Origin of the sequence: Citrobacter sp. Cpo142, assembly GCF_030332425.1 — a bacterium.
Lineage (GTDB): Bacteria > Pseudomonadota > Gammaproteobacteria > Enterobacterales > Enterobacteriaceae > Citrobacter > Citrobacter portucalensis.
This window is the reverse complement of the sequence record NZ_JAOWHW010000109.1, coordinates 425,435-450,439: the sequence shown is the minus strand read 5'-3', so window position 1 is coordinate 450,439 and position 25,005 is coordinate 425,435. Positions and strand designations below refer to the sequence as shown.

Annotated in this window: 29 protein-coding genes and 1 pseudogene; 17 read left to right on the top strand and 13 right to left on the bottom strand. The window is 50.9% G+C overall.

Annotated features, from left to right (window positions below):
- Window position 1: 1 nt before the first annotated feature.
- From sapD to sapA, 4 genes are read right to left on the bottom strand one after another with little or no spacing between them, the layout of a single operon-like run.
- Complete coding sequence (sapD, locus tag OGY18_RS08855; RefSeq protein ID WP_003020556.1) at window positions 2–994, bottom strand: peptide ABC transporter ATP-binding protein SapD; 993 nt, start codon at window positions 992–994, stop codon at window positions 2–4.
- The gene (sapC, locus tag OGY18_RS08850; protein WP_003833291.1) at window positions 994–1,884 is read right to left on the bottom strand and encodes a peptide ABC transporter permease SapC; all 891 of its coding nucleotides are present in this window, start codon (window positions 1,882–1,884) and stop codon (window positions 994–996) included. The genes sapD and sapC overlap by 1 nt, the downstream gene beginning before the upstream one ends.
- Window positions 1,871–2,836 (bottom strand): peptide ABC transporter permease SapB, encoded by a 966-nt coding sequence (gene sapB, locus OGY18_RS08845; protein ID WP_003020545.1) that lies wholly within the window; start codon window positions 2,834–2,836, stop codon window positions 1,871–1,873. The genes sapC and sapB overlap by 14 nt, the downstream gene beginning before the upstream one ends.
- Entirely contained in the window at window positions 2,833–4,476 is a 1,644-nt protein-coding gene (gene sapA / locus OGY18_RS08840; protein WP_003833288.1) for an ABC transporter substrate-binding protein SapA, read from the bottom strand. Before sapA ends, sapB begins: the two co-directional genes overlap by 4 nt.
- Before the next feature lie 534 nt (window positions 4,477–5,010).
- On the opposite strand from sapA, the gene OGY18_RS08835 reads away from it, so the two are divergent.
- Window positions 5,011–5,463, top strand: a complete 453-nt coding sequence (locus OGY18_RS08835; protein WP_003833285.1) for an SgcJ/EcaC family oxidoreductase — start codon at window positions 5,011–5,013, stop codon at window positions 5,461–5,463.
- A gap of 41 nt (window positions 5,464–5,504) precedes the next feature.
- On the opposite strand, the gene OGY18_RS08830 is transcribed toward OGY18_RS08835, so the two are convergent.
- Window positions 5,505–6,149 carry a quinolone resistance pentapeptide repeat protein QnrB9 gene (locus OGY18_RS08830; RefSeq protein ID WP_004201260.1) on the bottom strand — a complete coding sequence of 215 codons (645 nt, stop codon included), beginning with the start codon at window positions 6,147–6,149 and terminating at the stop codon, window positions 5,505–5,507.
- A gap of 94 nt (window positions 6,150–6,243) precedes the next feature.
- Entirely contained in the window at window positions 6,244–7,233 is a 990-nt protein-coding gene (gene pspF / locus OGY18_RS08825) for a phage shock protein operon transcriptional activator (RefSeq protein WP_161495982.1), read from the bottom strand.
- Between the two features lie 155 nt (window positions 7,234–7,388).
- On the opposite strand from pspF, the gene pspA reads away from it, so the two are divergent.
- Genes pspA through pspD form a run of 4 tightly spaced genes read left to right on the top strand, consistent with a single transcriptional unit; the run spans window position 7,389 to window position 8,934 of the window.
- Window positions 7,389–8,057 carry a phage shock protein PspA gene (gene pspA, locus OGY18_RS08820; RefSeq protein ID WP_003020532.1) on the top strand — a complete coding sequence of 223 codons (669 nt, stop codon included), beginning with the start codon at window positions 7,389–7,391 and terminating at the stop codon, window positions 8,055–8,057.
- 54 nt (window positions 8,058–8,111) lie between these two features.
- On the top strand, window positions 8,112–8,336 hold the full coding sequence (gene pspB / locus OGY18_RS08815) for an envelope stress response membrane protein PspB (protein WP_003020509.1): 225 nt from the start codon (window positions 8,112–8,114) through the stop codon (window positions 8,334–8,336).
- Window positions 8,336–8,695, top strand: coding sequence for an envelope stress response membrane protein PspC (gene pspC, locus OGY18_RS08810; protein ID WP_003020497.1), 360 nt, complete (start codon window positions 8,336–8,338; stop codon window positions 8,693–8,695). The genes pspB and pspC overlap by 1 nt, the downstream gene beginning before the upstream one ends.
- 8 nt (window positions 8,696–8,703) lie before the next feature.
- Complete coding sequence (pspD, locus tag OGY18_RS08805) at window positions 8,704–8,934, top strand: phage shock protein PspD (RefSeq protein WP_003833267.1); 231 nt, start codon at window positions 8,704–8,706, stop codon at window positions 8,932–8,934.
- Window positions 8,935–9,099: 165 nt separating this feature from the next.
- On the opposite strand, the pseudogene OGY18_RS08800 reads toward pspD, so the two are convergent.
- Window positions 9,100–9,225 (bottom strand): annotated as a pseudogene (locus OGY18_RS08800) (LacI family DNA-binding transcriptional regulator); the annotation flags it as partial.
- A 155-nt stretch (window positions 9,226–9,380) separates the two neighbouring features.
- Here OGY18_RS08800 and pspE point away from each other — a divergent pair.
- The 4 genes from pspE (at window position 9,381) to tyrR (ending at window position 13,988) form a co-directional block, all read left to right on the top strand.
- Window positions 9,381–9,698: a thiosulfate sulfurtransferase PspE gene (gene pspE / locus OGY18_RS08795; protein ID WP_004201265.1), complete on the top strand. Its 318-nt coding sequence runs from the start codon at window positions 9,381–9,383 to the stop codon at window positions 9,696–9,698.
- Window positions 9,699–9,840: 142 nt separating this feature from the next.
- Entirely contained in the window at window positions 9,841–11,238 is a 1,398-nt protein-coding gene (locus OGY18_RS08790; protein ID WP_003833262.1) for a YcjX family GTP-binding protein, read from the top strand.
- Window positions 11,235–12,296 (top strand): YcjF family protein, encoded by a 1,062-nt coding sequence (locus OGY18_RS08785; RefSeq protein ID WP_032943592.1) that lies wholly within the window; start codon window positions 11,235–11,237, stop codon window positions 12,294–12,296. The genes OGY18_RS08790 and OGY18_RS08785 overlap by 4 nt, the downstream gene beginning before the upstream one ends.
- Window positions 12,297–12,443: 147 nt before the next feature.
- On the top strand, window positions 12,444–13,988 hold the full coding sequence (gene tyrR / locus OGY18_RS08780) for a transcriptional regulator TyrR (RefSeq protein ID WP_003833259.1): 1,545 nt from the start codon (window positions 12,444–12,446) through the stop codon (window positions 13,986–13,988).
- A gap of 53 nt (window positions 13,989–14,041) precedes the next feature.
- On the opposite strand, the gene tpx is transcribed toward tyrR, so the two are convergent.
- Window positions 14,042–14,548, bottom strand: coding sequence for a thiol peroxidase (tpx, locus tag OGY18_RS08775; RefSeq protein ID WP_003020437.1), 507 nt, complete (start codon window positions 14,546–14,548; stop codon window positions 14,042–14,044).
- A gap of 115 nt (window positions 14,549–14,663) precedes the next feature.
- Here tpx and ycjG point away from each other — a divergent pair, with 115 nt between their 5' ends.
- Window positions 14,664–15,629, top strand: coding sequence for an L-Ala-D/L-Glu epimerase (gene ycjG / locus OGY18_RS08770; RefSeq protein WP_126317911.1), 966 nt, complete (start codon window positions 14,664–14,666; stop codon window positions 15,627–15,629).
- Here ycjG and mpaA read toward each other — a convergent pair.
- Entirely contained in the window at window positions 15,604–16,332 is a 729-nt protein-coding gene (mpaA, locus tag OGY18_RS08765) for a murein tripeptide amidase MpaA (RefSeq protein WP_286552664.1), read from the bottom strand. The two genes, ycjG and mpaA, sit on opposite strands and share 26 nt — an antisense overlap.
- 184 nt (window positions 16,333–16,516) lie before the next feature.
- Between mpaA and mppA the strand changes: the two genes are divergently transcribed.
- Entirely contained in the window at window positions 16,517–18,130 is a 1,614-nt protein-coding gene (gene mppA / locus OGY18_RS08760) for a murein tripeptide ABC transporter substrate-binding protein MppA (protein ID WP_008784907.1), read from the top strand.
- Between the two features lie 37 nt (window positions 18,131–18,167).
- Here the strand turns inward: mppA and OGY18_RS08755 are convergent, their stop codons facing one another.
- Entirely contained in the window at window positions 18,168–18,731 is a 564-nt protein-coding gene (locus OGY18_RS08755; RefSeq protein ID WP_286552662.1) for a MarR family winged helix-turn-helix transcriptional regulator, read from the bottom strand.
- A 114-nt stretch (window positions 18,732–18,845) separates the two neighbouring features.
- Between OGY18_RS08755 and OGY18_RS08750 the strand changes: the two genes are divergently transcribed.
- Entirely contained in the window at window positions 18,846–19,076 is a 231-nt protein-coding gene (locus OGY18_RS08750; RefSeq protein WP_008784905.1) for a glutaredoxin family protein, read from the top strand.
- A gap of 66 nt (window positions 19,077–19,142) precedes the next feature.
- Window positions 19,143–19,427: a Rho-binding antiterminator gene (locus tag OGY18_RS08745; RefSeq protein ID WP_353622745.1), complete on the top strand. Its 285-nt coding sequence runs from the start codon at window positions 19,143–19,145 to the stop codon at window positions 19,425–19,427.
- Here OGY18_RS08745 and OGY18_RS08740 read toward each other — a convergent pair.
- Window positions 19,424–20,194: a DeoR/GlpR family DNA-binding transcription regulator gene (locus tag OGY18_RS08740; protein WP_284969029.1), complete on the bottom strand. Its 771-nt coding sequence runs from the start codon at window positions 20,192–20,194 to the stop codon at window positions 19,424–19,426. The genes OGY18_RS08745 and OGY18_RS08740 overlap by 4 nt on opposite strands.
- A 120-nt stretch (window positions 20,195–20,314) precedes the next feature.
- Here OGY18_RS08740 and OGY18_RS08735 point away from each other — a divergent pair, with 120 nt between their 5' ends.
- From OGY18_RS08735 to OGY18_RS08725, 3 genes are all read left to right on the top strand, one after another.
- On the top strand, window positions 20,315–20,698 hold the full coding sequence (locus tag OGY18_RS08735; protein ID WP_286552655.1) for a VOC family protein: 384 nt from the start codon (window positions 20,315–20,317) through the stop codon (window positions 20,696–20,698).
- A gap of 210 nt (window positions 20,699–20,908) precedes the next feature.
- Window positions 20,909–21,316, top strand: coding sequence for a cupin domain-containing protein (locus tag OGY18_RS08730; RefSeq protein ID WP_188048001.1), 408 nt, complete (start codon window positions 20,909–20,911; stop codon window positions 21,314–21,316).
- 43 nt (window positions 21,317–21,359) lie between these two features.
- A complete protein-coding gene (locus tag OGY18_RS08725; RefSeq protein ID WP_286552654.1) occupies window positions 21,360–22,412 on the top strand; it encodes an NAD(P)-dependent alcohol dehydrogenase in 1,053 nt (350 codons plus the stop codon).
- Between the two features lie 38 nt (window positions 22,413–22,450).
- Here OGY18_RS08725 and OGY18_RS08720 read toward each other — a convergent pair whose 3' ends face one another.
- Window positions 22,451–23,482 carry a mechanosensitive ion channel family protein gene (locus OGY18_RS08720; RefSeq protein WP_003833232.1) on the bottom strand — a complete coding sequence of 344 codons (1,032 nt, stop codon included), beginning with the start codon at window positions 23,480–23,482 and terminating at the stop codon, window positions 22,451–22,453.
- Between the two features lie 244 nt (window positions 23,483–23,726).
- Here OGY18_RS08720 and OGY18_RS08715 point away from each other — a divergent pair, with 244 nt between their 5' ends.
- Window positions 23,727–23,987: a DUF2534 family protein gene (locus tag OGY18_RS08715; RefSeq protein ID WP_003020403.1), complete on the top strand. Its 261-nt coding sequence runs from the start codon at window positions 23,727–23,729 to the stop codon at window positions 23,985–23,987.
- 48 nt (window positions 23,988–24,035) lie between these two features.
- On the opposite strand, the gene uspE is transcribed toward OGY18_RS08715, so the two are convergent.
- Window positions 24,036–24,986: a universal stress protein UspE gene (gene uspE, locus OGY18_RS08710; RefSeq protein ID WP_003833229.1), complete on the bottom strand. Its 951-nt coding sequence runs from the start codon at window positions 24,984–24,986 to the stop codon at window positions 24,036–24,038.
- Window positions 24,987–25,005: the final 19 nt, after the last annotated feature.

Sequence of the window (25,005 nt, the reverse complement as noted above, 5' to 3'; positions counted from 1 at the left end):
CTCACTCTCTCTCCATGTTCAGCGGGAAATGACAGGCGTAGAGATGATTCTTTGCTCCGGTCAGTCTTGGGGTTTCAATACATTCGCGTTGTGCATAAGGGCAGCGTGGCCCCAGACGACAGCCGATGGGTAATTGTTCCAGCAATGGAATAGCTCCTGGCATGGTATTCAGGCGGCTTTTGTGCGGCATTGCGCTACCAAAATCAGGAATAGCGCGAATCAACGCTTGAGTATAAGGATGATGTGGAATGGTGACCAAATCTTTACTTGGCGCGGTTTCGACCGTTTGTCCGCAGTACATCACGTTGATTTTGTCAGCCCACTGGCTGAGCATTTGCAGGTCATGGCTTATCAACAAAATGGTGGTATTGCTGTTTTGATTCAGACGGGTTAGCAGACGGAAAATTTGCGCCTGGGTGGTTGGCTCCATCGCGTTCGTTGGTTCATCGGCAATCAGCAAACGCGGCTGATTAGCTAATGCAATAGCGATCATGACCTTCTGGCATTCGCCATCGGTCAGCTCATATGGGAAGCTGCGCATGGCATCTTTATGGTCTTTTATCCCGACGCGGTGCAAGAGTTCAATCGCACGGCGTTTGCGCCAACCGATGCGCTGCCACCAGCGACCTTTGTAGGTCCATGCCGGAATATTTTGCATCAGTTGACGTCCAATACGCTCGGACGGATCGAGACATGACTGCGGCTCCTGAAAGATCATGGAGACGTTATGACCGACCAGTTTGCGTCGTTCACGCGCGGAAAGGCGTAGCAGATCGATATCATCAAAACGCATACGGTCTGCGGTTACGCGCCAGTTATCTTTAGCGACACCGCAAATGGCCTTAGCGATCAGACTCTTGCCGGAGCCAGATTCGCCGACCAGCCCGCGGATTTCACCCTCATTCAATGTCATGCTGACACGATCAACAGCCTTTACCCAGTCGTCACCGGTCCTGAATTCAATGGTTAGGTTGCGGATATCCAGTAATGGCATTACTCCACCCCCGCAATAATTGCGCGGCGCACGCCGTCACCCAGTAGGTTAACCAGCAACACGCTTATCATAATTGCCGCGCCTGGCAGCATCACCGTCCAAGGTGCGACATAAATCAGCTCCAGCGCGTCGCCGAGCATGGCTCCCCATTCCGGGGACGGCAGCTGTGCGCCAAGGTCGAGAAAACCCAGCGCGGCGATATCCAGAATCGCCATCGACAGTGCGCGGGTGATTTCAGTAATAAGGCCAGCGGTAATATTGGGCAGAACGGCGAACCACAGAATATTCAGTGTGGTTGCACCGTCCAGGCGAGCGGCAATGACGTACTCTTTCTCCAGCTCGTCATGCACCATGCTGTAAACGGAGCGCACCATGCGCGGCAGCAGCGCCAGCCAGACGGCAAACATGGCGTGTGTCAGGTGCGGCCCGGCAAAGGCCACCACAATAATCGCCAGCAGCAGAGAAGGGATCGACAGCAGGGTGTCCAGAATGTGGTTCAGCACCGCAGAGCGCAAGCCGTGCGTCGCACCGGCAACTACGCCCAATACCAGGCCACACAGCGTGGCGGCAAGAGTGACGACAAACGCGCCGCCAACGGTCGGGGCCGCACCGCTGAGCAGACGACTTAAAACGTCACGTCCCAGATCGTCAGTCCCGAGGAAGAATGAGACTTCGCCATAGCGCGACCATGACGGCGGTAAAAGCTGATAGCCGAGAAATTGCTGATCGATGCCGTAAGGGGCAAACCAACCACCAAAAATACACAGAATAGCCAGTCCCGCACAGCCGTACAGGCCGATCATCGCAGTCGCATCACCATAGAAATTGCGCCATGCGGTGCGCAACGTACCCGGCGGGCGTTTTTCGCTATAGACGCTATCGTAAGGCATACCATTCCTTATGTTTCAGAGGGTTAGCCATAGCACCCAAAATATCAGAGATGACGTTAACGATGATAACCAGGGAACCAATCACCATCACGCCCGCTGAAATCGCCGCGTAATCCTGCTGGCGAATCGCGTTAATCAGCCAACGGCCAAGACCTGGCCAGCTAAAGACCATCTCGGTGATCATCGCCAGCGTCAGCATGGTGGAAAACTGTAAGCCCAGACGCGGGATCACCGGCGGAAGGGCGTTGTGCAGGACGTGACGACGCAGAATCGTTAATCGTGACAAACCGCGTGTGGCCGCCGCTTTGACGTAGTTCTGGTCAAAGACCTCAATGGTGCTGATACGCATCAGGCGGATGACTTCGGTGGTGGGCGCAACGGAGAGCGTCAGCACCGGGAGCACCATATGACGGATAGCGCTGACCAGCATTTCATCGCGCCAGGGCGAGTCGGAGATCCACGCATCAATAATGGCAAAACCGGTAACAGGTTTCACCTCGTAGAGAAGATCAAAACGCCCGGAAACGGGTAACCAGCCGAGGGTCAGTGAAAAGAGCAATGTTAGCAGCAGCGCCAGCCAAAAAACGGGGATAGAAAACCCCATCAGAGCCAATGCGCTGATGCAGCGGTCCTGCCATTTGTTCCGCGTGATACCGGCCAGCATACCAACGGGGATCCCAACCATTAGTGCAAAACCAAAGGCAAGAATGCACAGTTCCATTGTGGCCGGGAACACCTCTTTCAGCTGCTCTGAGATCAACTGACCGTTAATACTGGATACGCCGAAATCCCAGTGGATGAGACCATTGAACCAGAATACCCAGGCGTTCCACAGCGATGCACCCTGCAACGGCGCATGAGGCGTGAAGTAGCTCAGGCTGAAGCCAATAAAGGTCAGGAAGAACAGGGTTACCAGTAGCAATAAAAATCGACGCAAGGTGAAGATAATCATGGTTTTTTCACCTCATCTTTCTTTTCCCTGGACACGCCGGCAAAAGAGGCATTACCGAATGGACTGAGCACCAATCCTTTGATGTCGTAGCGATAAGCCTGTAGACGCAGTGAAGAGGCCAACGGCAGAATAGGTAACTCTTGTGCAAGAATATTTTGCGCTTCGTCGTAGGCATCTATTCGCGATGAAAGCTGCTGCGAAGAGAGGGCCTTGCGCAGAATGCTGTCAAACTGCGGATTACACCAGTGGGCAAAGTTGGTCTGCGAATTGATGGCGGCACAGCTGAGCAACGGCCGGAAAAAACTGTCAGGATCGTTACTGTCCGTCGCCCAGCCGGATAACGTCAGATCATGGTTCATATCCATTAATCTCGCCTCCTGAAAACGACCTTCTACAGGGATGATCTTCACTTTCACACCCACCTGAGCCATATCTGCCTGAATCAACTCGGCGGTTTTCAGCGGACTGGGGTTCCAGGCCTGAGAGCTGGTAGGGACCCAAAGTTGTAATGTCAGATTCTCCAGCCCCAGCGCTTTTAGCTGCTCGCGCGATTTTGCCGGGTTGTATTCTGTAATTTTAGCTTCGTTATCATAAGCCCACGAGGCGCGAGGCAAAATAGATGCCGCGGTTTCTGCCGTCCCGTAGTAGATAGACTGCATTAAGCGCTGGTTGTTAATGGCCAGCGCCAGCGCATGCCGCACGGCAGGGTTATTCAACGGCGGTTTATTGGTGTTGAACGCCAGATAGGCAATGTTCATCCCCGGGCGCAGCGTCAGACGCAGGCGAGGGTCATCACGCAATATGCTGAGCTGGCTGGCGGCAGGCCAGGCCAGGACGTCGCACTCGCCAGTGAGTAATTTCGATAAGCGTCCGGTTCCACCAGAGCCGAGATCCACTACGACCTGCGGCATCAGGGGGGTACCACGCCAGAATTTTTCATGTCGCTGCAACCGAATATATTGGCCGGCACGATTCTCCGAAAGCTGGTACGGGCCTGTGCCGACGGGTTGTCTGTCGAGCAACTCCTGGCGATCCTGTTTTGCCAGATTAGCGGCATATTCGGCCGACATTACGGAGGCATAGTGTGTGGCAAGGTGCCACATAAAGGAGGCATCCGGTTGCGTTAAGCGGAATTCAACGGTGTTGTTGTCCAGTTTGCGCACGCTTTGGACGTTATCGGCAAACTGCAGGCTGTCGAAGTAGGGGAAACTGCTACCGTTCACATTGTGCCACGGATGGTGGCGATCAAAGATGCGCTCGAAGGTAAACACCACATCGTCCGCATTTAGTTTGCGGGTGGGGGTGAACCAGGCAGTCTTCTGAAACTGAACGTCACGACGCAGATGGAAGCGGTAGGTTGCGCCGTTATCCAGCACTTCCCAGCTTTCAGCCAGCTCAGGCACCAGCCGATAGGTGTAGGGATCTACATCAAGCAGTCGGTCATACAATTGGGCCGCTAACGTGTCGACGATGAGACCGCTGCTCGTTTTTTGTGGGTTGAACGTATTGACCTGCCCGCTGACGCAATAGACAAACCCACTGTCACGGATATCAGCGTGCGGAGCTTGCTCAGGCGCAGCAGCAGCCTGACCACTCAGAAATCCAGCCATCACGATCAGAGATGATAAAACCAGGCGCATAATTTTAATGGATTATATAAAGAGGCTATCTTACTAATACTTAATGACATTTGCCATTACCGTTTGTTTTTGGGAGTAACAGGCTCGATAAGCGCGAGTTCAACACCGCGACATGGTCAAAATTCATACCTGCTATCTACTTTGAATCTTCTCTGTTAACTATCTTAGCATTTTCATGGCCCATCTGACTTGCTATAAACGTGGGGGCGTTCCTGTCGTTGTTTACTGATTGATATCAGTGTGTACTCGGAAGATGGAGTATGGCATCGATAACGAAGTGTGGAGCGAGCATTTAGAGTGTCACTATCAATGCTGAACTATAATCATTCAGGAAGTAGTACACGTTATGTGAGTTGTAATAGCTAAAGTATCTATAATTATTTCAATATGTTAATTCCATTTTTTCTTCATGGCATCTTAATCTTCTCACCCATTTATGGTGATGATTTCCATTGGTTATTAAATGCATTTTGGCTTTGATCCTGGTTATGAACAGTTTTCTGTTGCCATATAACCTCTAATGGAATGAATTGTATGAATAAATTACTGAGCCTTGTTGTTTCACTTGCCCTATTGCCTGGAGCCGTTTTTGCTGCGTCGACTCCAGACTGTGTGAAGGTGAATAAAGCGCAAATCGAAGCGCTATTTGATAAGTGGAACGAGTCATTGAAAACAGGTAACGCGCAGACGGTATCTGAAAATTATCTTAGCGATGCGGTATTGCTGCCTACTGTATCCAATAAAGCGCGTTTAACGGACGCTGAGCGTGTTGATTATTTCGAGCATTTTCTTGCGAAAAAGCCGACCGGGAAAATTGACATGCGTACCATTCGCCTGGGGTGTAATAAGGCGATAGACACCGGTACCTACACATTTACCTTCGCGGACAAATCAACGGTTTCAGCCCGCTACACATTCACTTATGCATGGGACGGTAAAGAGTGGAAAATTTCCACACACCACTCTTCAGCGATGCCTGAGGGGTAAAAAGCAGTGCAGGGGGCGGAATATTCACCGCTCCCTGAAGACTAGCCAATAATCGCGATGCCAAGACGTTCCATGAGCAACGATGCCTGGTAGTTGTCCAACTTAACGCCTTGTAAATCAACGCCCCGAATATCTAAGTCACCCAACTCCGAATTGGTCAGATCGCAATGTGTGAAGTTTGCTGCTCGCCAGTCGAAAGTCGAAAACTCGCCGCCGGAGAGATCTGAACCACTGAACGTCGCGCCCAGTACCTGGGCACCCATCCAACGGTTTTCCCACAGCTCACACTTTTCCAGCACGACTTTCGAAAAATTGGCGTAGCTTAGATTTGTGTTAGTGATATATGCGCTGCAAAACCAGGTGCGTGTAGTGATCATATTCATAAAGCTTGCGCCGCGGAAATCTGCGCCTTGTGCGCGGCAGTGGCGAATTTCAATGCCCAGCGCACTGGCATTGCGAAAATCCGCCATGGATAAATCACAGCTTTTAAAAATGGCATCTTTCAGCATTGCACGACTAAAATTGCACCCTTTCTGGCTTTCACGATCATAGAACTGACAGCCGATAAATTCAGTACCACTTAGGTCGGCACCTGAAAAATCACAGTTAAAAAATGTACTGTTTTCAATTTTCTCACCGGTGAAACGGTTTCTGTCAATTTTTTCGCCAACGAGTGCCAGAGCCATATTTGTACCTGTTTTTTTGTACAGTAATGGCGTCATGGTAAACCCTGATGAGGTTATGCGTCAAATCCGCCAATATGACATCTGCAAATGTGCTTTAAATCTGGTGTTTTTTCAGCAAAGCGCGAAGCTGATGGTAAGTCAGACCCAGTAATTCAGCGGCTTTTTTCTGGTTAAATTTTGCCTGCTGTAAGCTGGTTTGTAGAAAGTCTTTCTCTTGCTGCTGCTGGAATTCACGCAGATCCAGCGGTAACCCTACAGACATCGGTTTAGTTTCCGGCGCCTGCGGCTGCGTAGTGTGGCGGCGGAAGGGGTCAATGATTATCTCATCCAGCGGGTAATCACTGGTTCCATGCCGGTAAACGGATCGCTCCACGACGTTTTTCAGTTCACGAATATTGCCCGGCCAACGGTAGTGGAGAAGCGTTTCTCTGGCCTCGGCACTAAAACCCGGAAACAGAGGTAACCCGATCTCGCGGCACATCTGAATGGCAAAATGTTCGGCCATTAACATAATGTCACTTTGACGCTCGCGTAACGGTGGGAGTTGCACCACGTCAAAGGCCAGGCGATCCAGCAGGTCCGCGCGGAAAGTGCCTTCGCTAACCATGCGAGGTAAGTCGGCATTGGTTGCACAAACAAGTCGTACGTTAACCTGTAATGGTTGGCTACCACCTACGCGCTCAAGCTCGCCATATTCGATAACGCGCAGCAATTTTTCCTGTACCAACATCGGGGCAGTCGCCAGTTCATCGAGAAACAGCGTACCGCCGTCGGCGCGTTCGAAACGTCCCGGATGGCGTTTTTGCGCGCCGGTAAAGGCGCCCGCTTCGTGACCAAACAGTTCGGAATCAAGCAAATTTTCGTTTAGCGCCGCGCAGTTAAGCGAAATAAACGGGCCTTGCCAGCGGGTGGAGAGGTAGTGCAGGCGGTTGGCAATAAGTTCTTTCCCGGTCCCGCGCTCACCTATAACCAGTACAGGTTTATCCAGCGGTGCCAGATGAGAAACCTGCTCCAGCACTTCAATAAAGCTGTTCGCTTCACCCAGAAGATTATCTTTGTATCCAGCCATGATGAAATTCACCATTTGTTAGTGTTATTCACCAATTTACGCTAATTAGCCTGGCAGGTAAAATTATATAATTACAATAAAATCAATTGCATAAAAAGTTGGCACGCCAAGTGCATTATGAAAACAGCAGGGCATAGCCCGATATCAGAACAGTAAGTGAGGATTACATTATGGGTATTTTTTCTCGTTTTGCCGACATCGTGAACGCCAATATTAATGCGTTGCTGGAAAAGGCTGAAGATCCGCAGAAACTGGTGCGGTTGATGATCCAGGAAATGGAAGACACGCTGGTTGAGGTACGTTCTAACTCAGCGCGTGCGCTGGCAGAAAAGAAACAATTATCTCGCCGTATCGAACAGGCCAGTGCCCAACAGGCAGAGTGGCAAGAAAAAGCAGAACTTGCGCTGCGTAAAGAGAAAGAAGATTTGGCGCGTTCTGCGTTAATTGAAAAGCAGAAACTGACCGATTTAATTGCCTCTCTGGAGCATGAGGTGACGCTGGTTGACGATACGCTGGCGCGTATGAAAAAAGAGATCGGTGAGCTGGAAAATAAACTCAGTGAAACCCGTGCTCGTCAGCAGGCGTTGATGCTGCGTCATCAGGCAGCGAGTTCTTCGCGTGATGTTCGTCGTCAACTGGACAGCGGTAAACTCGATGAAGCGATGGCGCGCTTTGAATCTTTCGAGCGTCGTATCGATCAGATGGAAGCCGAGGCTGAAAGCCATAACTTCGGTAAACAGAAGTCTCTGGATCAGCAATTTGCTGACCTGAAAGCAGATGATGAAATCAGCGAGCAGCTGGCGCAACTTAAAGCCAAAATGCAGCAAGACAAGCAATAATAACATCTGGCGGCGCCCGAACGCGCCGCCGCTCATCACCTGTAAGGAGTACTCATGAGCGCGCTATTTCTGGCCATCCCGTTAACCATCTTTGTGTTGTTCGTTTTACCGATTTGGCTCTGGCTGCATTACAGCAACCGTTCCAGCCGTGGCGAACTGTCGCAAAGTGAACAGCAACGCCTGGTTGAACTCAACGATGACGCACAGCGGATGCGCGAGCGCATTCAGGCGCTGGAAGACATCCTCGATGCTGAACATCCAAACTGGAGGGACCGCTAATGGGAGGCGTTAACCTGAACAAAAAACTGTGGCGTATTCCGCAGCAGGGCATGGTGAAGGGGGTTTGCGCAGGTATTGCGCATTATCTCGATGTGCCTGTGAAGCTGGTACGGATCCTGGTGGTGTTGTCAGTCTTTTTTGGCCTGGCCTTTTTCACCTTCGTCGCCTACATCGTGCTGACGTTTGTGTTGGATCCGATGCCGGACAATGTGGTTTCCGGCGAGCAGCAGCCATCAAGCGGTGAGCTGTTGGATGCCGTCGATCGCGAGCTGGCGGCTAGTGAAAAGCGTTTACGTGAAATGGAGCGTTATGTGACGTCCGATACTTTTTCCTTACGTAGTCGCTTCCGTCAATTGTGAGGACAGAAATGAACAATCGCTGGCAACGTGCCGGGCAAAGGGTTAAGCCGGGCTTTAAAATAGCAGGTAAGCTGGTGCTTCTGACCGCGCTGCGCTACGGCCCGGCGGGTGTAGCAGGGTGGGCGGTGAAGTCCGTCGCCCGACGCCCGCTAAAAATGCTGCTGGCGTTGGTTCTGGAACCGGTGTTGAGTCGGGCTGCGGCAAAATTGTCGAAACGTTATTCAGGTAATCAACCCTGATATTTGAATCAGCAAAAGCAAGCAACAATTAATCAATATTCCCTCAGTTAATTTGCGGCAGCTCACAAATATAATTTTGGGGCTGTCAAAATTCTTTTGGGTCGTTACCACGGGTATTGAAGGTGAACTAAAAAATCTATTTCGCAGGGCATTAATACCCAGGTTTTATATCAGGAAGTCGGTCAGCAATATTTGTGTTCCTATAGTGATATTCTGTAATCCTTTCTCACCTGCCATCAGATTAAATAATAAATTACAGCTTTGCTCACCTAATTGTTGGGTAGGAACATCAAATGCGGGTAGAAAAATCAACAGGCTAACTGCAGCACGGGTAACCTGTGGAACAATCGTCCGTGCCTGCAGACGGTGATAATGCGGTCGCAATATTTTCTTAAGAACTGGCGTATAGTGTAGAGGTAAATCCAACTATCAGTCAGGAAGATATTATGTTGAAAAAAGGTGTATTAGCGTTGGCTCTGGTCATCGGCATGCCGGTTTATGCTGCGGAACATTGGATCGATGTTCGCATTCCTGAACAGTATCAACAGCAGCATATTCAGGGGGCCGTCAATATTCCGTTAAAAGAGATGAAGGCACGTATTGCAGCTGAAGTTCCTGATAAGAACGACACTGTGAAGCTGTACTGCAACTCCGGGCGTCAATCGGGACAAGCGAAGGATATGTTGACTGAAATGGGCTATACGCAGGTGACGAATGAAGGTGGCATCAACCAGATCTCGCTTCCTAAAGTAGAGAATAAATAAGCCGTACGCAGTTCTTCTGCTGCAGGTGGTAAGAATAATGCCACCTGATACAGCTCAGGTAGTTGATAAGTAAGAATTGACCCCTATCTTTACTTCCTGTTTGTTATAATTTCTTCGGTTCCTTCAGCAAAACGGGATGGCGATGAAGCGACTTAAAAATGAACTCAATTCGCTGGTTAATCGCGGCGTAGACCGGCATTTACGCCTGGCTGTCACCGGACTTAGCCGCAGCGGTAAGACTGCGTTTATCACCGCGATGGTAAATCAGTTACTCAATATTCATGCCGGTGCGCGTCTGCCGTTGCTCAGCTGCGTGCGCGAAGAGCGTTTGCTCGGCGTGAAACGGGTTCCTCAACGCGATTTTGGCATTCCGCGCTTTACCTATGATGAGGGACTGGCTCAGCTGTACGGCTCTCCGCCGACCTGGCCGACCCCTACGCGCGGCGTGAGTGAAATACGTCTGGCGCTACGCTATAAATCCAATGACTCTTTACTGCGCCACTTTAAAGACACCTCCACGCTGTACCTGGAGATCGTCGATTATCCGGGGGAGTGGCTGCTCGATTTACCGATGCTTGCCCAGGATTATCTGAGCTGGTCGCGGCAAATGACCGGATTATTGCAGGGGCAGCGGGGCGAATGGTCGGCAAAATGGCGGCAGTTATGCCAGGGGCTGGATCCGTTGGCGCCTGCTGATGAAAACCGTCTGGCGGAAATTGCTGCCGCCTGGACGGAGTATCTGCATCAGTGTAAACAGCAGGGCCTACATTTTATTCAACCGGGCCGTTTTGTCCTGCCCGGGGATATGGCGGGCGCGCCTGCGCTGCAATTCTTCCCGTGGCCGGATGTCGATGCCTGGGGGGAATCAAAGCTGGCGCAGGCTGACAAACACACCAACGCGGGCATGTTGCGCGAAAGATTCAATTATTACTGCGAAAAGGTCGTCAAAGGGTTTTATAAGAATCACTTCCTGCGCTTTGATCGCCAGATTGTGCTGGTCGATTGCCTGCAGCCGCTCAACAGCGGGCCACAGGCGTTCAACGACATGCGCCTGGCGCTTACTCAGTTGATGCAAAGCTTCCATTACGGGCAGCGTACGCTGTTTCGTCGGCTATTTTCTCCAGTGATCGACAAGCTGCTGTTTGCCGCCACCAAAGCCGACCACGTCACGGTGGATCAGCACGCCAATATGGTGTCGTTATTGCAGCAGCTGATCCAGGACGCATGGCAAAACGCTGCGTTCGAAGGTATCAGCATGGATTGTCTGGGGCTGGCATCGGTGCAGGCAACCACCAGCGGCTTGATCGATGTGAAAGGTGAAAAGATCCCGGCGTTGCGTGGTAATCGTCTGAGCGATGGCGAACCGCTGACAGTCTATCCGGGGGAAGTGCCCGCGCGTTTACCTGGGCAGGCATTTTGGGACAGCCAGGGCTTTCAGTTTGAGGCGTTTCGCCCGCAGGTTATGGATGTCGATAAACCCTTACCACATATCCGCCTCGATGCCGCGCTGGAGTTTTTAATAGGAGATAAATTGCGATGAGCGAGCCGTTAAAACCGCGTATCGATTTCTCAGGTCCGCTGGACGTGGAACAAAACACGGCGTTTAAAGCACAGCAAATGTTCAACGAAACGGAGGCGCAGACTTTTTCTCCGGCGAAAGTGGATGAACCCCTGGAAGACGAAGGTCAGGCGGAGGCCGTCATTGATGCGGCCTTACGCCCCAAACGCAGTCTGTGGCGCAAGATGGTGATGGGCGGGCTGGCGCTGTTTGGCGTGAGCGTTGTTGCTCAGGGTGTGCAGTGGACCATGAACGCCTGGCAGACTCAGGACTGGGTCGCGCTGGGAGGATGTGCCGCAGGCGCATTGATTATCGGTGCAGGTGTCGGATCGGTGGCGACCGAGTGGCGCAGATTGTGGCGATTGCGTCAGCGCGCGCACGAACGTGATGAAGCGCGAGATTTGCTCCACAGCCATGGAACCGGAAAAGGTCGTGCATTTTGTGAAAAACTGGCGCAGCAGGCGGGTATCGATCAGTCGCATCCAGCATTGCAGCGTTGGTATGCCTCAATTCATGAAACGCAGAACGATCGCGAGGTGGTCAGTCTGTATGCCCATCTTGTGCAGCCGGTACTGGATGCGCAAGCCCGGCGTGAGATTAGCCGTTCTGCGGCAGAGTCCACGCTGATGATTGCCGTCAGCCCATTGGCGCTGGTGGATATGGCGTTTATCGCCTGGCGAAATCTACGGCTGATTAATCGCATTGCATCGCTGTATGGCATTGAACTTGGTTATTACAGCCGTCTGCGTCTGTTCCGCCTGGTGCTGCTGAATATCGCTTTTGCCGGGGCCAGTGAGCTGGTGCGGGAAGTAGGGATGGACTGGATGTCGCAGGATTTAGCCGCCCGCTTATCAACGCGTGCCGCACAGGGCATTGGCGCGGGGTTGTTAACGGCGCGTCTGGGCATTAAAGCTATGGAACTTTGCCGACCGCTGCCGTGGATCGATGATGATAAGCCACGACTGGGCGATTTTCGCCGTCAACTGATTGGTCAGGTGAAAGAGACCTTACAAAAAAACAAATCTCCGCGCGAAAGTTAGCTAAAAAACAGGCGCCGATCGTATAACTTTACGCCCCGGCGCCCAATTTTCCAGCGCGCTGTCAATATTTGTTGACAGAGTTCTTCCTGCGAACCAAATACTGTCTTATCATTTACTACATAATCCCTTGTCCTGATGAAGGTTCCTATGCGTTTGGAAGTCTTTTGTGAAGACCGTCTTGGTCTGACCCGCGAATTGCTCGATTTACTGGTGCTGAGAAGCATTGATTTACGCGGCATCGAAATTGACCCCATCGGGCGGATTTACCTTAATTTTGCGGAGCTGGAGTTCACCAACTTCAGCAGCCTGATGGCTGAAATTCGCCGTATTTCAGGGGTTACGGATGTGCGTACCGTGCCATGGATGCCTTCCGAACGTGAACATCTGGCACTAAGTGCGCTGCTTGAAGCGTTGCCAGAGCCGGTCCTTTCTCTTGATATGAAAAGCAAAGTTGAGATGGCGAACCCTGCGAGCTGTCAACTTTTTGCGCACACCCAGGAGCGGATGCGCAACCATACCGCAGCCCAGTTAATCAATGGGTTTAACTTCCAGCGCTGGCTGGAAAGCAATCCGCAGGATTCCCATAGCGAACATGTCGTGATTAACGGGCAGAATTTCCTGATGGAAATTACGCCCGTCCATTTGCAGGGCGAAAATCAGGAGCAGATGTTGACCGGCGCGGTGGTGATGTTGCGCTCCACCATCCGAATGGGACGTCAGCTGCAAAATATGACAACGCAGGATCTCAGTGCGTTTAGCCAGATTATTGCCGTCAGCACCAAAATGAAACACGTCGTAGAACAAGCGCGCAAGCTGGCGACGCTGAGCGCGCCGCTACTGATTACTGGTAATACCGGCACCGGCAAAGATCTCTTTGCTCATGCCTGCCATCTGGCAAGCCCGCGTGCGTCGAAACCGTATCTGGCGCTGAACTGTGCGTCAATCCCTGAAGATGCGGTTGAAAGCGAGCTGTTTGGCCATGCGCCGGAAGGTAAAAAAGGGTTCTTTGAGCAGGCGAATGGCGGTTCGGTTCTGTTAGATGAAATTGGCGAAATGTCGCCGCGTATGCAGACCAAATTGCTGCGTTTTCTCAATGACGGTACGTTCCGTCGCGTGGGAGAAGATCACGAAGTTCATGTTGATGTCCGTGTGATTTGCGCCACGCAAAAGAACCTTGTGGAGCTGGTGCAGAAAGGACTTTTCCGTGAAGACCTCTATTATCGTCTGAATGTACTGACGTTAAACCTGCCGCCGCTGCGCGATTGCCCACAAGATATTATGCCGCTCACCGAACTGTTCGTGGCGCGTTTTGCCGATGAGCAGGGCGTGCCGCGTCCGAAGCTGTCCGCCGATCTCAGCACGGTGTTAACCCGTTACGGTTGGCCGGGCAACGTGCGTCAGCTTAAAAATGCTATCTACCGGGCGCTGACCCAGCTTGAAGGCTATGAACTGCGGCCACAGGATATTTTGCTGCCGGATTATGATGCGGCAACGGTTGCGGTCGGAGAAGAGGTAATGGAAGGGTCGCTGGATGAAATTACCAGCCGCTTTGAACGCTCCGTGCTGACGCAGCTGTATATGAATTATCCCAGCACGCGCAAGCTGGCCAAGCGCCTCGGCGTTTCGCATACCGCGATTGCCAATAAATTGCGCGAGTACGGCCTGAGCCAACAGAAAAAAAGCGAAGAGTAATGCCGTAAATGAAAATGCCTCCATGTGGAGGCATTTTTGTATGCAAACGCAGCTTACGCTTTCAGTACGTCCAGCGCCGCTGTGTAGTCTGGTTCGTTGGTGATTTCATTGACCAGTTGGCTGAAGACGACGTTGTCATTTTCATCGATAACAACTACGGCACGTGCGGCCAGACCTTTCAGCGGGCCTTCAGCGATTTCAACACCGTAGTTTTTCAGGAATTCTGCGTTGCGCAGGGTGGACAGCGTGATAACGTTGCTCAGACCTTCCGCGCCGCAAAAACGAGAGTGGGCGAATGGCAGGTCGGCCGAAATACACAGTACGACGGTATTGTCGATTTCTGTCGCCAGTTGGTTAAACTTACGTACCGATGCCGCGCAAACGCCAGTATCGATGCTTGGGAAAATATTCAGCACTTTGCGCTTGCCTGCAAACTGGCCCAGCGTAACGTCAGACAGGTCTTTAGCCACAAGGGTAAAAGCCTGAGCTTTGCTTCCAGCCTGAGGAATGGAGCCGGCAACTGCAACCGGGTTGCCCTGGAAATGAACTGTTTGTGACATGGTTATCTTCCTGTTTACATATAGTTAACGTCGAGGCTAGTTTATGCCATCAACAGTTAACACGGCAAACGCTATTTGCGGATATCCGCTTCAGGGACTGCATTAAGGAAAACAAATGAGAACAGTTAAGGTATATGAGGAAGCCTGGCCGCTGCACACTCCCTTTGTCATCGCCCGTGGGAGCAGGACCGAAGCGCATGTGGTTGTCGTCGAATTGACAGAAAATGGCGTCACAGGTATTGGCGAGTGCACACCGTACCCGCGCTACGGTGAAAGCGATGCCTCTGTCCTGGCGCAAATTATGAGCATTGCGCCACAACTGGAAAACGGACTGACGCGTGAAGAGCTGCAAAAGCTGCTGCCAGCAGGGGCTGCGCGAAATGCCGTAGATTGTGCGTTGTGGGATCTGAGTGCGCGTCAACAGCAGACGTCGCTGGCGGAATTGGTGGGAAGTGAACTGGCTGAAGTGGTGACGACGGCGCAAACCGTGGTGATTGGCTCGCCGGAACAAATGGCCGCGAGCGCGGCTGCGCTGTGGGGAAATGGTGCGAGACTGCTGAAAGTTAAACTGGATGCTCGCTTGATTAGTGAGCGGATGGTTGCCATTCGTGCGGCTGTTCCTGACGCCACGATTATTGTCGACGCCAACGAATCCTGGCGGGCAGAAGGCCTTGCGGCACGCTGTCAGCTGTTGGCTGATTTAGGGGTGGCGATGCTGGAGCAGCCGCTGCCGGCTCAGGATGATGCCGCGCTGGAGAATTTTGTGCATCCGCTGCCCATCTGCGCAGATGAAAGTTGCCACACTCGCAGTAGCCTGAAAGCGCTGCACGGACGCTATGAAATGGTCAATATCAAACTGGACAAAACAGGCGGTCTGACGGAAGCACTGGCGCTGGCAACGGAAGCCCGCGAGCAGGGATTTGCGCTGATGCTGGGCTGCATGCTGTGTACCTCCCGGGCGATCGGTGCGGCGTTACCGCTTACGCCGCAGGTTAACTTTGCCGATCTTGATGGCCCGACCTGGCTGGCCAGCGATGCGGAGCCAGCCCTGCATTTTACGACCGGGCAGCTCCATCTCTAGGGTGCCAGCGCAGCAGATTGGACATGGCCAGCAGGTATTTTTCGCTCGCTTCATCCGATGAAATGGGCGGAAATTCGGCGGTTATGCAGTGTAAATTCAGGTCTGCGCACCAGCTCCCAAAAGAGCCGGGCGTTTCATAACCTACGCTGGTGACCAGAGGCAATTCAAACGACTGTGCCAGCCACGAACCCAGCTCGCTGCTTCTGGGATCTTCAATACAGGCCAGTGGATCGTGGAAAGAGACTACCCAGGCGGGATGAGTTCGGTGAATAAGCTGACACAACGCCTGGGTTTCTGGTTCCGAACCCGGACTTTCGCCGGTCAACAACACCACATCACGCTCTTCTGCACTACTGTTCCAGCGATACACCGTTTCGCCCGCTCTCCAGTTTGCGGCGGGAAAATTACGGTTCAGATCGACGCCGTTCGCATTTGCGCGCAGCCCAAGCTGGCAACCGTCAGGGTTTACGGCCAGCACCACATGGTGGCGACGCAGGGAAGGGTTAAGCGTACGCAATGCGCAGGAAAGGGTAACGACCGAGGAGTTTTCGTCGCCGTGCGTTCCCGCCAGTATCAGGCCGCTTTCACGATCGGCTGCCAGTGCAGGAAACCAGATTAGCGGTGCGCCTAACAAGGAACGTCCGTAATGTTCGGTTCCAGGTGGGAATGCGCCGCGCTCGGCACGGGGACGGGTAACGGTCATAGTCATCTCTGAATGCTTGGATTGTTACTCGCAGTGTTGTGCAAAATGTACGGATAATCAAATCGTTTTCACACACTTATCTTTTCAGGTGTAATATCTCTTTCTTGTCGGAAGTTAATTGCATTTCCTGCTGGCGATACAAATAATTACACATTCACTTAGTAGCCGGAATTGAGGGTACCTTATGCAGCATTCTGTTTCAGTAACCTGTTGTGCGTTGTTGGTTAGCAGCATTTCTTTATCCTGGGCTGCTGATGTTCCCAGCGGAACGGTACTGGCAGAGAAACAAGAACTGGTGCGTCATATAAAAGACGAACCGGCGTCGCTTGATCCGGCAAAAGCCGTTGGGCTGCCTGAAATACAGGTGATTCGTGATCTATTTGAAGGGCTGGTCAACCAGAATGAGAAGGGTGAGATCGTGCCTGGCGTCGCTACCCAGTGGAAGAGTAACGATAACCGCATCTGGACGTTTACGCTGCGTGACAATGCGCAATGGGCGGATGGTACGCCGGTAACGGCGCAGGATTTTGTCTATAGCTGGCAGCGTCTGGTTGATCCAAAAACGCTGTCGCCGTTTGCCTGGTTTGCTGCGCTGGCGGGTATTAATAATGCTCAGGCTATTATCGATGGCAAAGCCACGCCTGATAAACTTGGCGTTAGTGCTGTCGATGCACGGACATTGAAAGTTCAACTGGATAAACCGCTGCCCTGGTTTGCCAATCTGACGGCGAGTTTTGCATTCTATCCGGTACAAAAAGCCAACGTTGAGAGCGGCAAAGAGTGGACCAAACCAGGCAATCTGATTGGTAACGGCGCCTATGTGCTCAAAGATCGCGTCGTAAACGAAAAACTGGAAGTGGTGCCGAACACGCATTATTGGGACAACGCCAAAACAGTGCTGCAAAAAGTCACCTTCCTGCCGATCAACCAGGAATCAGCTGCGACCAAGCGCTATCTTGCTGGTGATATTGATATTACCGAGTCCTTCCCGAAAAATATGTACCAGAAACTGTTGAAGGATATCCCGGGTCAGGTTTACACCCCGCCGCAGCTTGGTACTTATTATTATGCCTTCAATACCCAGAAGGGACCGACTGCCGACTCACGCGTGCGCCTGGCGCTCAGCATGACTATCGATCGTCGTCTGATGGCGGAGAAAGTTTTGGGTACCGGTGAGAAACCAGCATGGCATTTTACGCCGGATGTAACGGCAGGATTTGTGCCGGAACCTTCACCGTTTGAGCAAATGAGTCAGGAAGAGCTGAACGCGCAGGCGAAAACGCTGCTGCGCGCGGCGGGCTATGGCCCGCAGAAACCGCTTAAACTGACGCTGCTGTACAACACCTCAGAAAATCATCAGAAGATTGCTATCGCAGTGGCTTCTATGTGGAAGAAGAACCTCGGTGTTGACGTAAAACTGCAGAACCAGGAATGGAAAACGTATATCGACAGCCGTAATACCGGTAATTTTGATGTGATCCGCGCCTCATGGGTGGGTGACTACAATGAGCCTTCTACGTTCTTGTCGCTATTAACATCGACCCATACGGGCAATATCTCCCGCTTTAATGATCCGGCGTACGACAAAGTGTTGACCCAGGCAACTCTGGAGAATACAGAGAAAGCGCGCAATGCCGATTATAACGCCGCGGAGAAAATTCTGATGGAACAGGCACCTATTGCGCCGATTTATCAGTATACCAACGGGCGTTTAATTAAACCGTGGTTGAAAGGATATCCGATTACTAACCCTGAAGATGTGGCCTATAGCCGCACAATGTATATCGTTAAGCACTAACAGAGATAATGGCTGGTGTGATTTTGCATCAGCCATTTTATGTTTCCGGCGGCTGATGCTCCCGGCAAATCAGCAATGAATCTTCTTCACTCAATCTCTCTTTCGTCAGATTACAAAATCCCTGACCACCCGTTTTTTGGTGGAAGCGACAGCTATGGCAAAGTCCAAAGCCAGGCACATTGTTGGTCCGCTGGATCCCACGTAACAGTTCAAACAGTAGCTCCTTAAGTACAGTCGCGCGTTCACCCATCGCCGTTTCACCCACCACCAAAAACGTTGGCGGGAGCAGGGCGTCCAGTAAGGTATTGGCCGACTCACTTAAGTGTAGATGGACGCTACGTTTATCACGGTCATCCGGCTTGCGAACAATCAACCCTTTGTTTTCCAAAAGCTTCAGCGATTGCGACACGGTACCTTTGGTGAGACCAAGGTAGTCTGTCACGCCAAGAGGCGTATTGGAATAACGGTTGCAACGGGCCAGATACATTAACGCGCTAAGTTGTACTGGCTGGAGATCCGCCAGTAAAGGGTGCTGGCGAAACCACATCCTTGTCAGGCTGGACAGCCGGTCAAGTACATCGAAAAGTGACATGTCGGGCATAACAAATCCTCCTCGGTATATAGTATCGATTAAAAACTATATTGACAAAGGGTAAAAGCAGCGTAGCATGAATTGTGGTATCGAATCGATACTATAATTTAAAGGAGATGTATCATGACTAAAGCTCGTTTCTATCATGCAGGTTGCCCGGTTTGTGTTTCCGCAGAACAGACACTTCTGCAGCATTTGTCTGCGGATGTAGAAATAGATGTGGTTCATCTGGGAGAGCAACCTGATCGGGTTGCTGAGGCTGAAGTGGCTGGCGTGAAATCTGTTCCGGCGCTGGTGATTGACGGCAATGTGCTGCATATTAATTTCGGCGCTCCCATTGAAGCGTTGAAATAGCTGGAAAGTTCGGGAAGTTGCGTTGGCGATTTCCCGAATATACAAGACGTTGGGGAAGATAGCGTGTTGAAAACGACCGAAGAGTATCACCCGATAGATTGCGATCTTCATGATTATCTGGAAATCGCCTGCATGTACCACTATCGGTTGCACATTGAACTAACAGATGGCACATGTTTTGATGCTAAAGCGCTGACGACGTGTACCACAGTGGAAAAAGAAGAATTTCTGGTAGTGGAGCAATCTGAAAATCAGCAAAAAATCCGTCTGGATTATCTGTCAGCGATCACCGCGCTGACGCCAGGAGCGACGTTTAGCACAGTAAATTTTCAGCGAGCCTACCGCGGTTAGACGGTATAAATTCGAATGTCGTGCGCCTGGAACGCTGTGGCGTACTCTTTGCTGATGTTGTCCTCTACAACAATCACATCGATATTGCTGCTTTCGGTCACGACATATCGGGCGACGGCTGGGATTTTTTCAGCCGTTAGCGCGACGATAGCTTCATTACATTGTTTTATCACCGCTTTTTTGAACTCACAATCCGCATAATCAAATCCCGTTAAGCCGGATTCAGGCGACATCGCGCAGCCGCCAATAAATCCCTGATCGAATAAAATGTCCTGCACTTGTGCGATGGCGGAAGCTCCCACGCACCCACCTGAAGATCTCTGCACCACGCCACCCAGCATAATGACTTCAAACAGCGGTTTTTTTAGCAAAACGGCGGCAATCTCCGGCGAATTTGTCACCACGGTTAACGCCAGTTCGGCGGGCAGAGCTTCTGCCATTGCCAGATTGGTGCTACCCGTGTCGATAAAAATACAGCTTCCAGATTTGACCAGCCTGGCACATCTCTGCGCGATGTTGCTCTTTTTGGCTACATTAATACTCTTGCGCACGTCGATGTCTTCGGATTCAGGGAGTGTAATGACCGCGCCACCATAAACTTTTTTACACACGCCATCTTTGCTCAATTCATGCAAATCACGACGAATTGTGTGTTCAGAAACGCCTAATCGGTTAGCGAGTTCAGAACAAATGACCCTGCCGTTTTCTTGCAGGATCTGAAAGATAAGCGCCTGACGCTGTTCCGGGAATGCGGCGTAATCGAGCATAGATACTCCAGGTGAAATAAACATCGAGCAATAGAGTGCATGATCGTGCATTATGATTAACGATGTCAACATCCCTTACAGGGGCCGTACTATTCTCGATACAATGGGAAGAGGTTCGCTATGAAGATTGCGCATATGGCGTTATGGACACAGGATCTCGAGCAGCAAGCTCGCTTCTGGGTATCGTTTTTTGACGGCAAGATCAACGAGAAATACCGCAGCAAAACCAATCCTGGGTTTGAATCTTATTTTGTCAAAATTGGCGAGGAAATTGCGATTGAGTTAATGACCAAACCGGGTCTTATCGGGCAGCAACCTGACAATAATTGTTGCGGATGGGTGCATCTCGCCATTTCAGTTGGCAGTAGTGAAAATGTTGATGCCATGGCGAAGCGTGCAAAAGAACAAGGGATATTAGTCTCTGGCCCGCGCACCACAGGTGATGGCTATTACGAAGCGGTAATACATGATCCTGACGGTAACTTGATTGAAATCGTAGCGTAAGGCTTTACGCGATCTCCAGCCGATAAATTGTACCCTCATTATTAATGAGCACGATTCATAAGTTTGTCCTTTTTTCTCCCTCTAATCACCGGCACGTAGAGTCTCTATAATTTTACTGTTTTCAGCATCCGGTGGCACATGTCGCCACCGTTTTGGAGAGTCGAAATGCAAAATCAATTGAATACCGCGCCCAGCGCCAGCGTGGAGATTATGAACGAACAATTTGATGGTAACAGCGTCTTTCCGCGTGGAGAGAAAAATGAAGCGTATGCGAAGTATTTCACTGGCGACAGCTATCTGACCATGCTCTCCATGGAAGGCGTGGTAATTGGCAATGTCGCATTTGAACCGGGTTGTCGTAACTTCTGGCATGTTCATCATAAGGGCGGACAGATATTGCTGGTGACCGGTGGCAGAGGTTGGTATCAGGAGTGGAATAAACCGGCACGTGAGCTGAAAACCGGTGATGTCGTGCACATTCCGGCGGGAATGAAACACTGGCACGGTGCTGCGCGTGATAGTTGGTTTGCTCATATCGCCGTGGAAATCCCGGCCCCTGGCGCGTCGAACGAATGGCTGGAACCGGTTAGCGATGCTGAGTACAACCTGCTGCCCTGAACTATGCTGGTTCTGGTAACACCTAATCCCTGAGGAGATCTCAATGGTCATGAATGTGAAGGGTTATGCTGCTCTGGCGGTGAAAGAGGATTTAGTCCCCCATAATTTTGTTCGTCGCGATCCGCGTGAAGATGATGTGGTTATCGATATTTTATACAGCGGTGTATGCCACTCGGATATCCATAACGCCTACAACGATTGGGGCGGTGCTAAATATCCGATGGTACCTGGGCATGAAATCATTGGCCGCGTGGTGCATGTTGGTAAGTCGGTAACAAAATTCAACGTGGGCGATCTCGCAGGGGTAGGTTGCATGGTTGATTCATGCCAACACTGCAACGCCTGCGAACAGGGATTAGAGCAATATTGCGAAGAAGGCAACACTCTAACGTATAACGATATTGACCGCCATGATGGTCTGCCCACTTTCGGCGGCTATTCTGACAAAATAGTCGTTACTGAAAAGTTTGTGGTGAAGGTCCCTGAAGGGATCGATTTACGCGGTGCGGCGCCGCTACTTTGCGCCGGGATCACGACATGGTCGCCTTTGCGCCACTGGCAGGTAGGTGAGGGCAGTAAAGTCGCGGTTGTCGGACTGGGCGGCCTCGGGCATATGGCAATCAAACTTGCAAATGCGCTGGGCGCGGAAGTTACGCTGTTTACGCGTTCACCGGGCAAAGAAGCTGATGCCAGACGTTTGGGGGCCAGTCACGTTGTGCTTTCCACTGACAGTGAACAGATGAAAGCGACAGCGAATCAGTTTGATCTGATTATCGATACTGTGCCCTACGTTCATGACCTGAACCCTTATATCCCAACCCTGGCGCTAAGCGGTACGCTGGTGTTGGTTGGTTATCTTGGTGCGTTGGATCCGTTGCTGAATACGGTTCCCCTGATCCTTGGGCGTAGGTCTGTGGCGGGTTCAGTTATCGGCGGTATTGCCGAAACGCAGGAGATGATGGATTTTTGCGGTCAGCATGGTATTACCGCCGATGTCGAGGTGATCGATATTCAGGATATTAATCGTGCCTGGCAGCGGATGTTGAAAAGCGATGTGAAATACCGCTTTGTAATTGATATTGCCTCATTGAAATAAGTACAAAAAAGACGCGGATTTCCGCGTCTTTTCTTTTGTTAGTGTGTCGATGGCGATGTTTCAGGATTATCCATATACAGCGTCTGGCTGGGGAACGCAAAGTCGGCGCCGTTTGCCTGGACTATCGTGATAATCTTTAAATAAACGTCTTGCTGTACCGCGAGCCATTCCTTCCAGACGGTGGTTTTCGTGAAGCAATACACCATGATATTCAACGATGAATCGGCAAATTCATTAAAATAGACCAACAGAGTTTGTTTCTGGTCTATTCCTGGATGGTTTTGCAGCATTTCTCTAACCGACTCGACAACGGCACCGACTTTATCGGCATCCTCATATCGTAACCCGATCACCGTTTTAATTCGCCGGTTGGTCATGCGCCCTGGGTTTTCTACGCTGATGGAGGAGAAAATCGAGTTTGGCACATACAATGGACGATGGTCGAAGGTGTTTATTTTAGTCATTCGCCAGCCAATTTCTGCCACCGTGCCTTCAATATTGCGGTCCGGGGAGCGGATCCAATCGCCTATGCTAAACGGTCTGTCGAAATAGAGCATAATGCCTGAGAAAAAGTTGCTCAGAATATCTTTCCCCGCCATACCCACTGCGATACCACCAATACCGCCAAAGGTTAACAGGCCGGATAAGCTCATACCGAAGTGTTCGCCATACAGTAAAATGATGGCAACCACGATGGTAATCTTGATGATACGCGACAGGATCCTCGCGCTGGTGATATCTCTGCCTTTATTAATCTGCGTCTTTTCAAACTGATTAATCACCAGAAAAAGTTTGATGGTCAGGATCAACGCAATCAACGAGGTGCAGATAAAGTCGACCACGCTGGGGGAGATAAATTTCAGGCTGTAACTTTCGATAACGTTATTAGCAATGCTGCCAAACGTCCCAATGATAATGGCATAGACAAAAAATTGTGCGGCATGAAATATGAATCCTTTGCAGCGACGCTCTCCACGATGATACCAGACGCTCATCAGGACCAGCGCGGCACAGCAGCTAAGAATTACCGTCAAATTAAACGCATTATTCATAAACAGTTCAGCGATCATGATTCTTCCTGGCAACTCCGTGTTAGCTAAATATCATCTGACATCCTAATCCCCAGATATTTTACCCAGTTAAGGAGGTCAGATCATTAATCAAAAGGAGAGATAAATAATGCAATCAGCGTTATTTTCAGCGAAATAACGCTGACGTCAACCCTGTATGCGGTTTATGTAGCAGACAGTCAGTTGATGTCATGGTATTGTTAGCGCAAAGTGACAAGGTTTTCATCTGCAAAAGGACAGTACTATGATCATGGCTAAGCTGAAAACAGCGAAGGGACGGAAGTTTCTGTTGTGCCTGCTTGGAGTGTTTATTATCGCAGCGTCGGTCGTGACGCGAGCGACGATCGGTGGCGTTATTGAACAGTATGACATTCCGCTATCCGACTGGACCGCTTCAATGTACGCCATTCAATCTGCAATGATTTGTGTCTACAGCATGGTGTTTACGATTCTGTTGGCTATCCCGCTTGGTATCTATTTCCTCGGCGGTGAGGAGCAACACTAGGCGTTTAAAATGCCGGATGATATCGCCATCCGGCATTTCATTGTGTGGTTAATCGTCTTCTTCGTCGTCCAGTTCAACTGGTGTCTGATATTCATCCGGCTTGATGACCAGCAGGTCACAGCGTAGATGATCGATAACCTGTTCCGCGGTATTACCAAGAAACGCAGCAGAAATACCGGTACGTCCGACGGTCCCCAATACCACAATACCCGCCTGCAAGTGCTCGGCTAAATCAGGAATGACCTCTTCAGGTAAGCCTTTTTCAACGTGCGTCACTTTCTCATCAATACTGAATTTCTGGCGTAGCGCCTTCATGGCCAGCAGGTGCTGTCCACGAATTGCGTCGTTATAAACGCTGGGATCAAATTCAGGCAGTTCAATCGCGATGTTGATTGGTGTGACAGGGTAGGCGCCAACCAGATGCACTTCGGTATGGTTAACCTGTTCTGCAAGCTGTAGCGTCTCCTTGACCAGTTTTTCATTGAGCGCGTTGTGATAAGCCTCTTCACTGGCGAGGTTTACGGCAACCAGTGCTTTACCCCCTTCAGGCCATGGCTGGTCTTTCACCATCCATACCGGACTTGGACATTTACGCAATAAATGCCAGTCGGTTGGTGTAAATATTACGGCTTCGAGGCGGTCGTGTTGGTGCGCCATCTTGAGGACCAGGTCATGCCTGGCGCTGATGACTTCCTGGATGATGGCTTCAAAGGGTCGGTTATGCCAGACCACTTTAATCTCCAGAGGGATCCCTGCTTCGATATAGTATTTCGCTTGTTCACGTATCCATGCAGTTCGCTGGCTGATAACCCCCTGACGCATTGCCGTACGCTCATCGGGCGACAGCAGGGTAGTCATCTCATAGGAAAAGTCATAGATCGGCAAAAAGGCTTTAATTTTGCCACCAATCCGTTGATGCAAATAAACAGCTCGCCGTAATGCTGGTTGATCGTCCTGGTTCGGGTCGATGACGACCAGCATATTTTTATACATAGCCATACAGGGTCTCCTTACAACT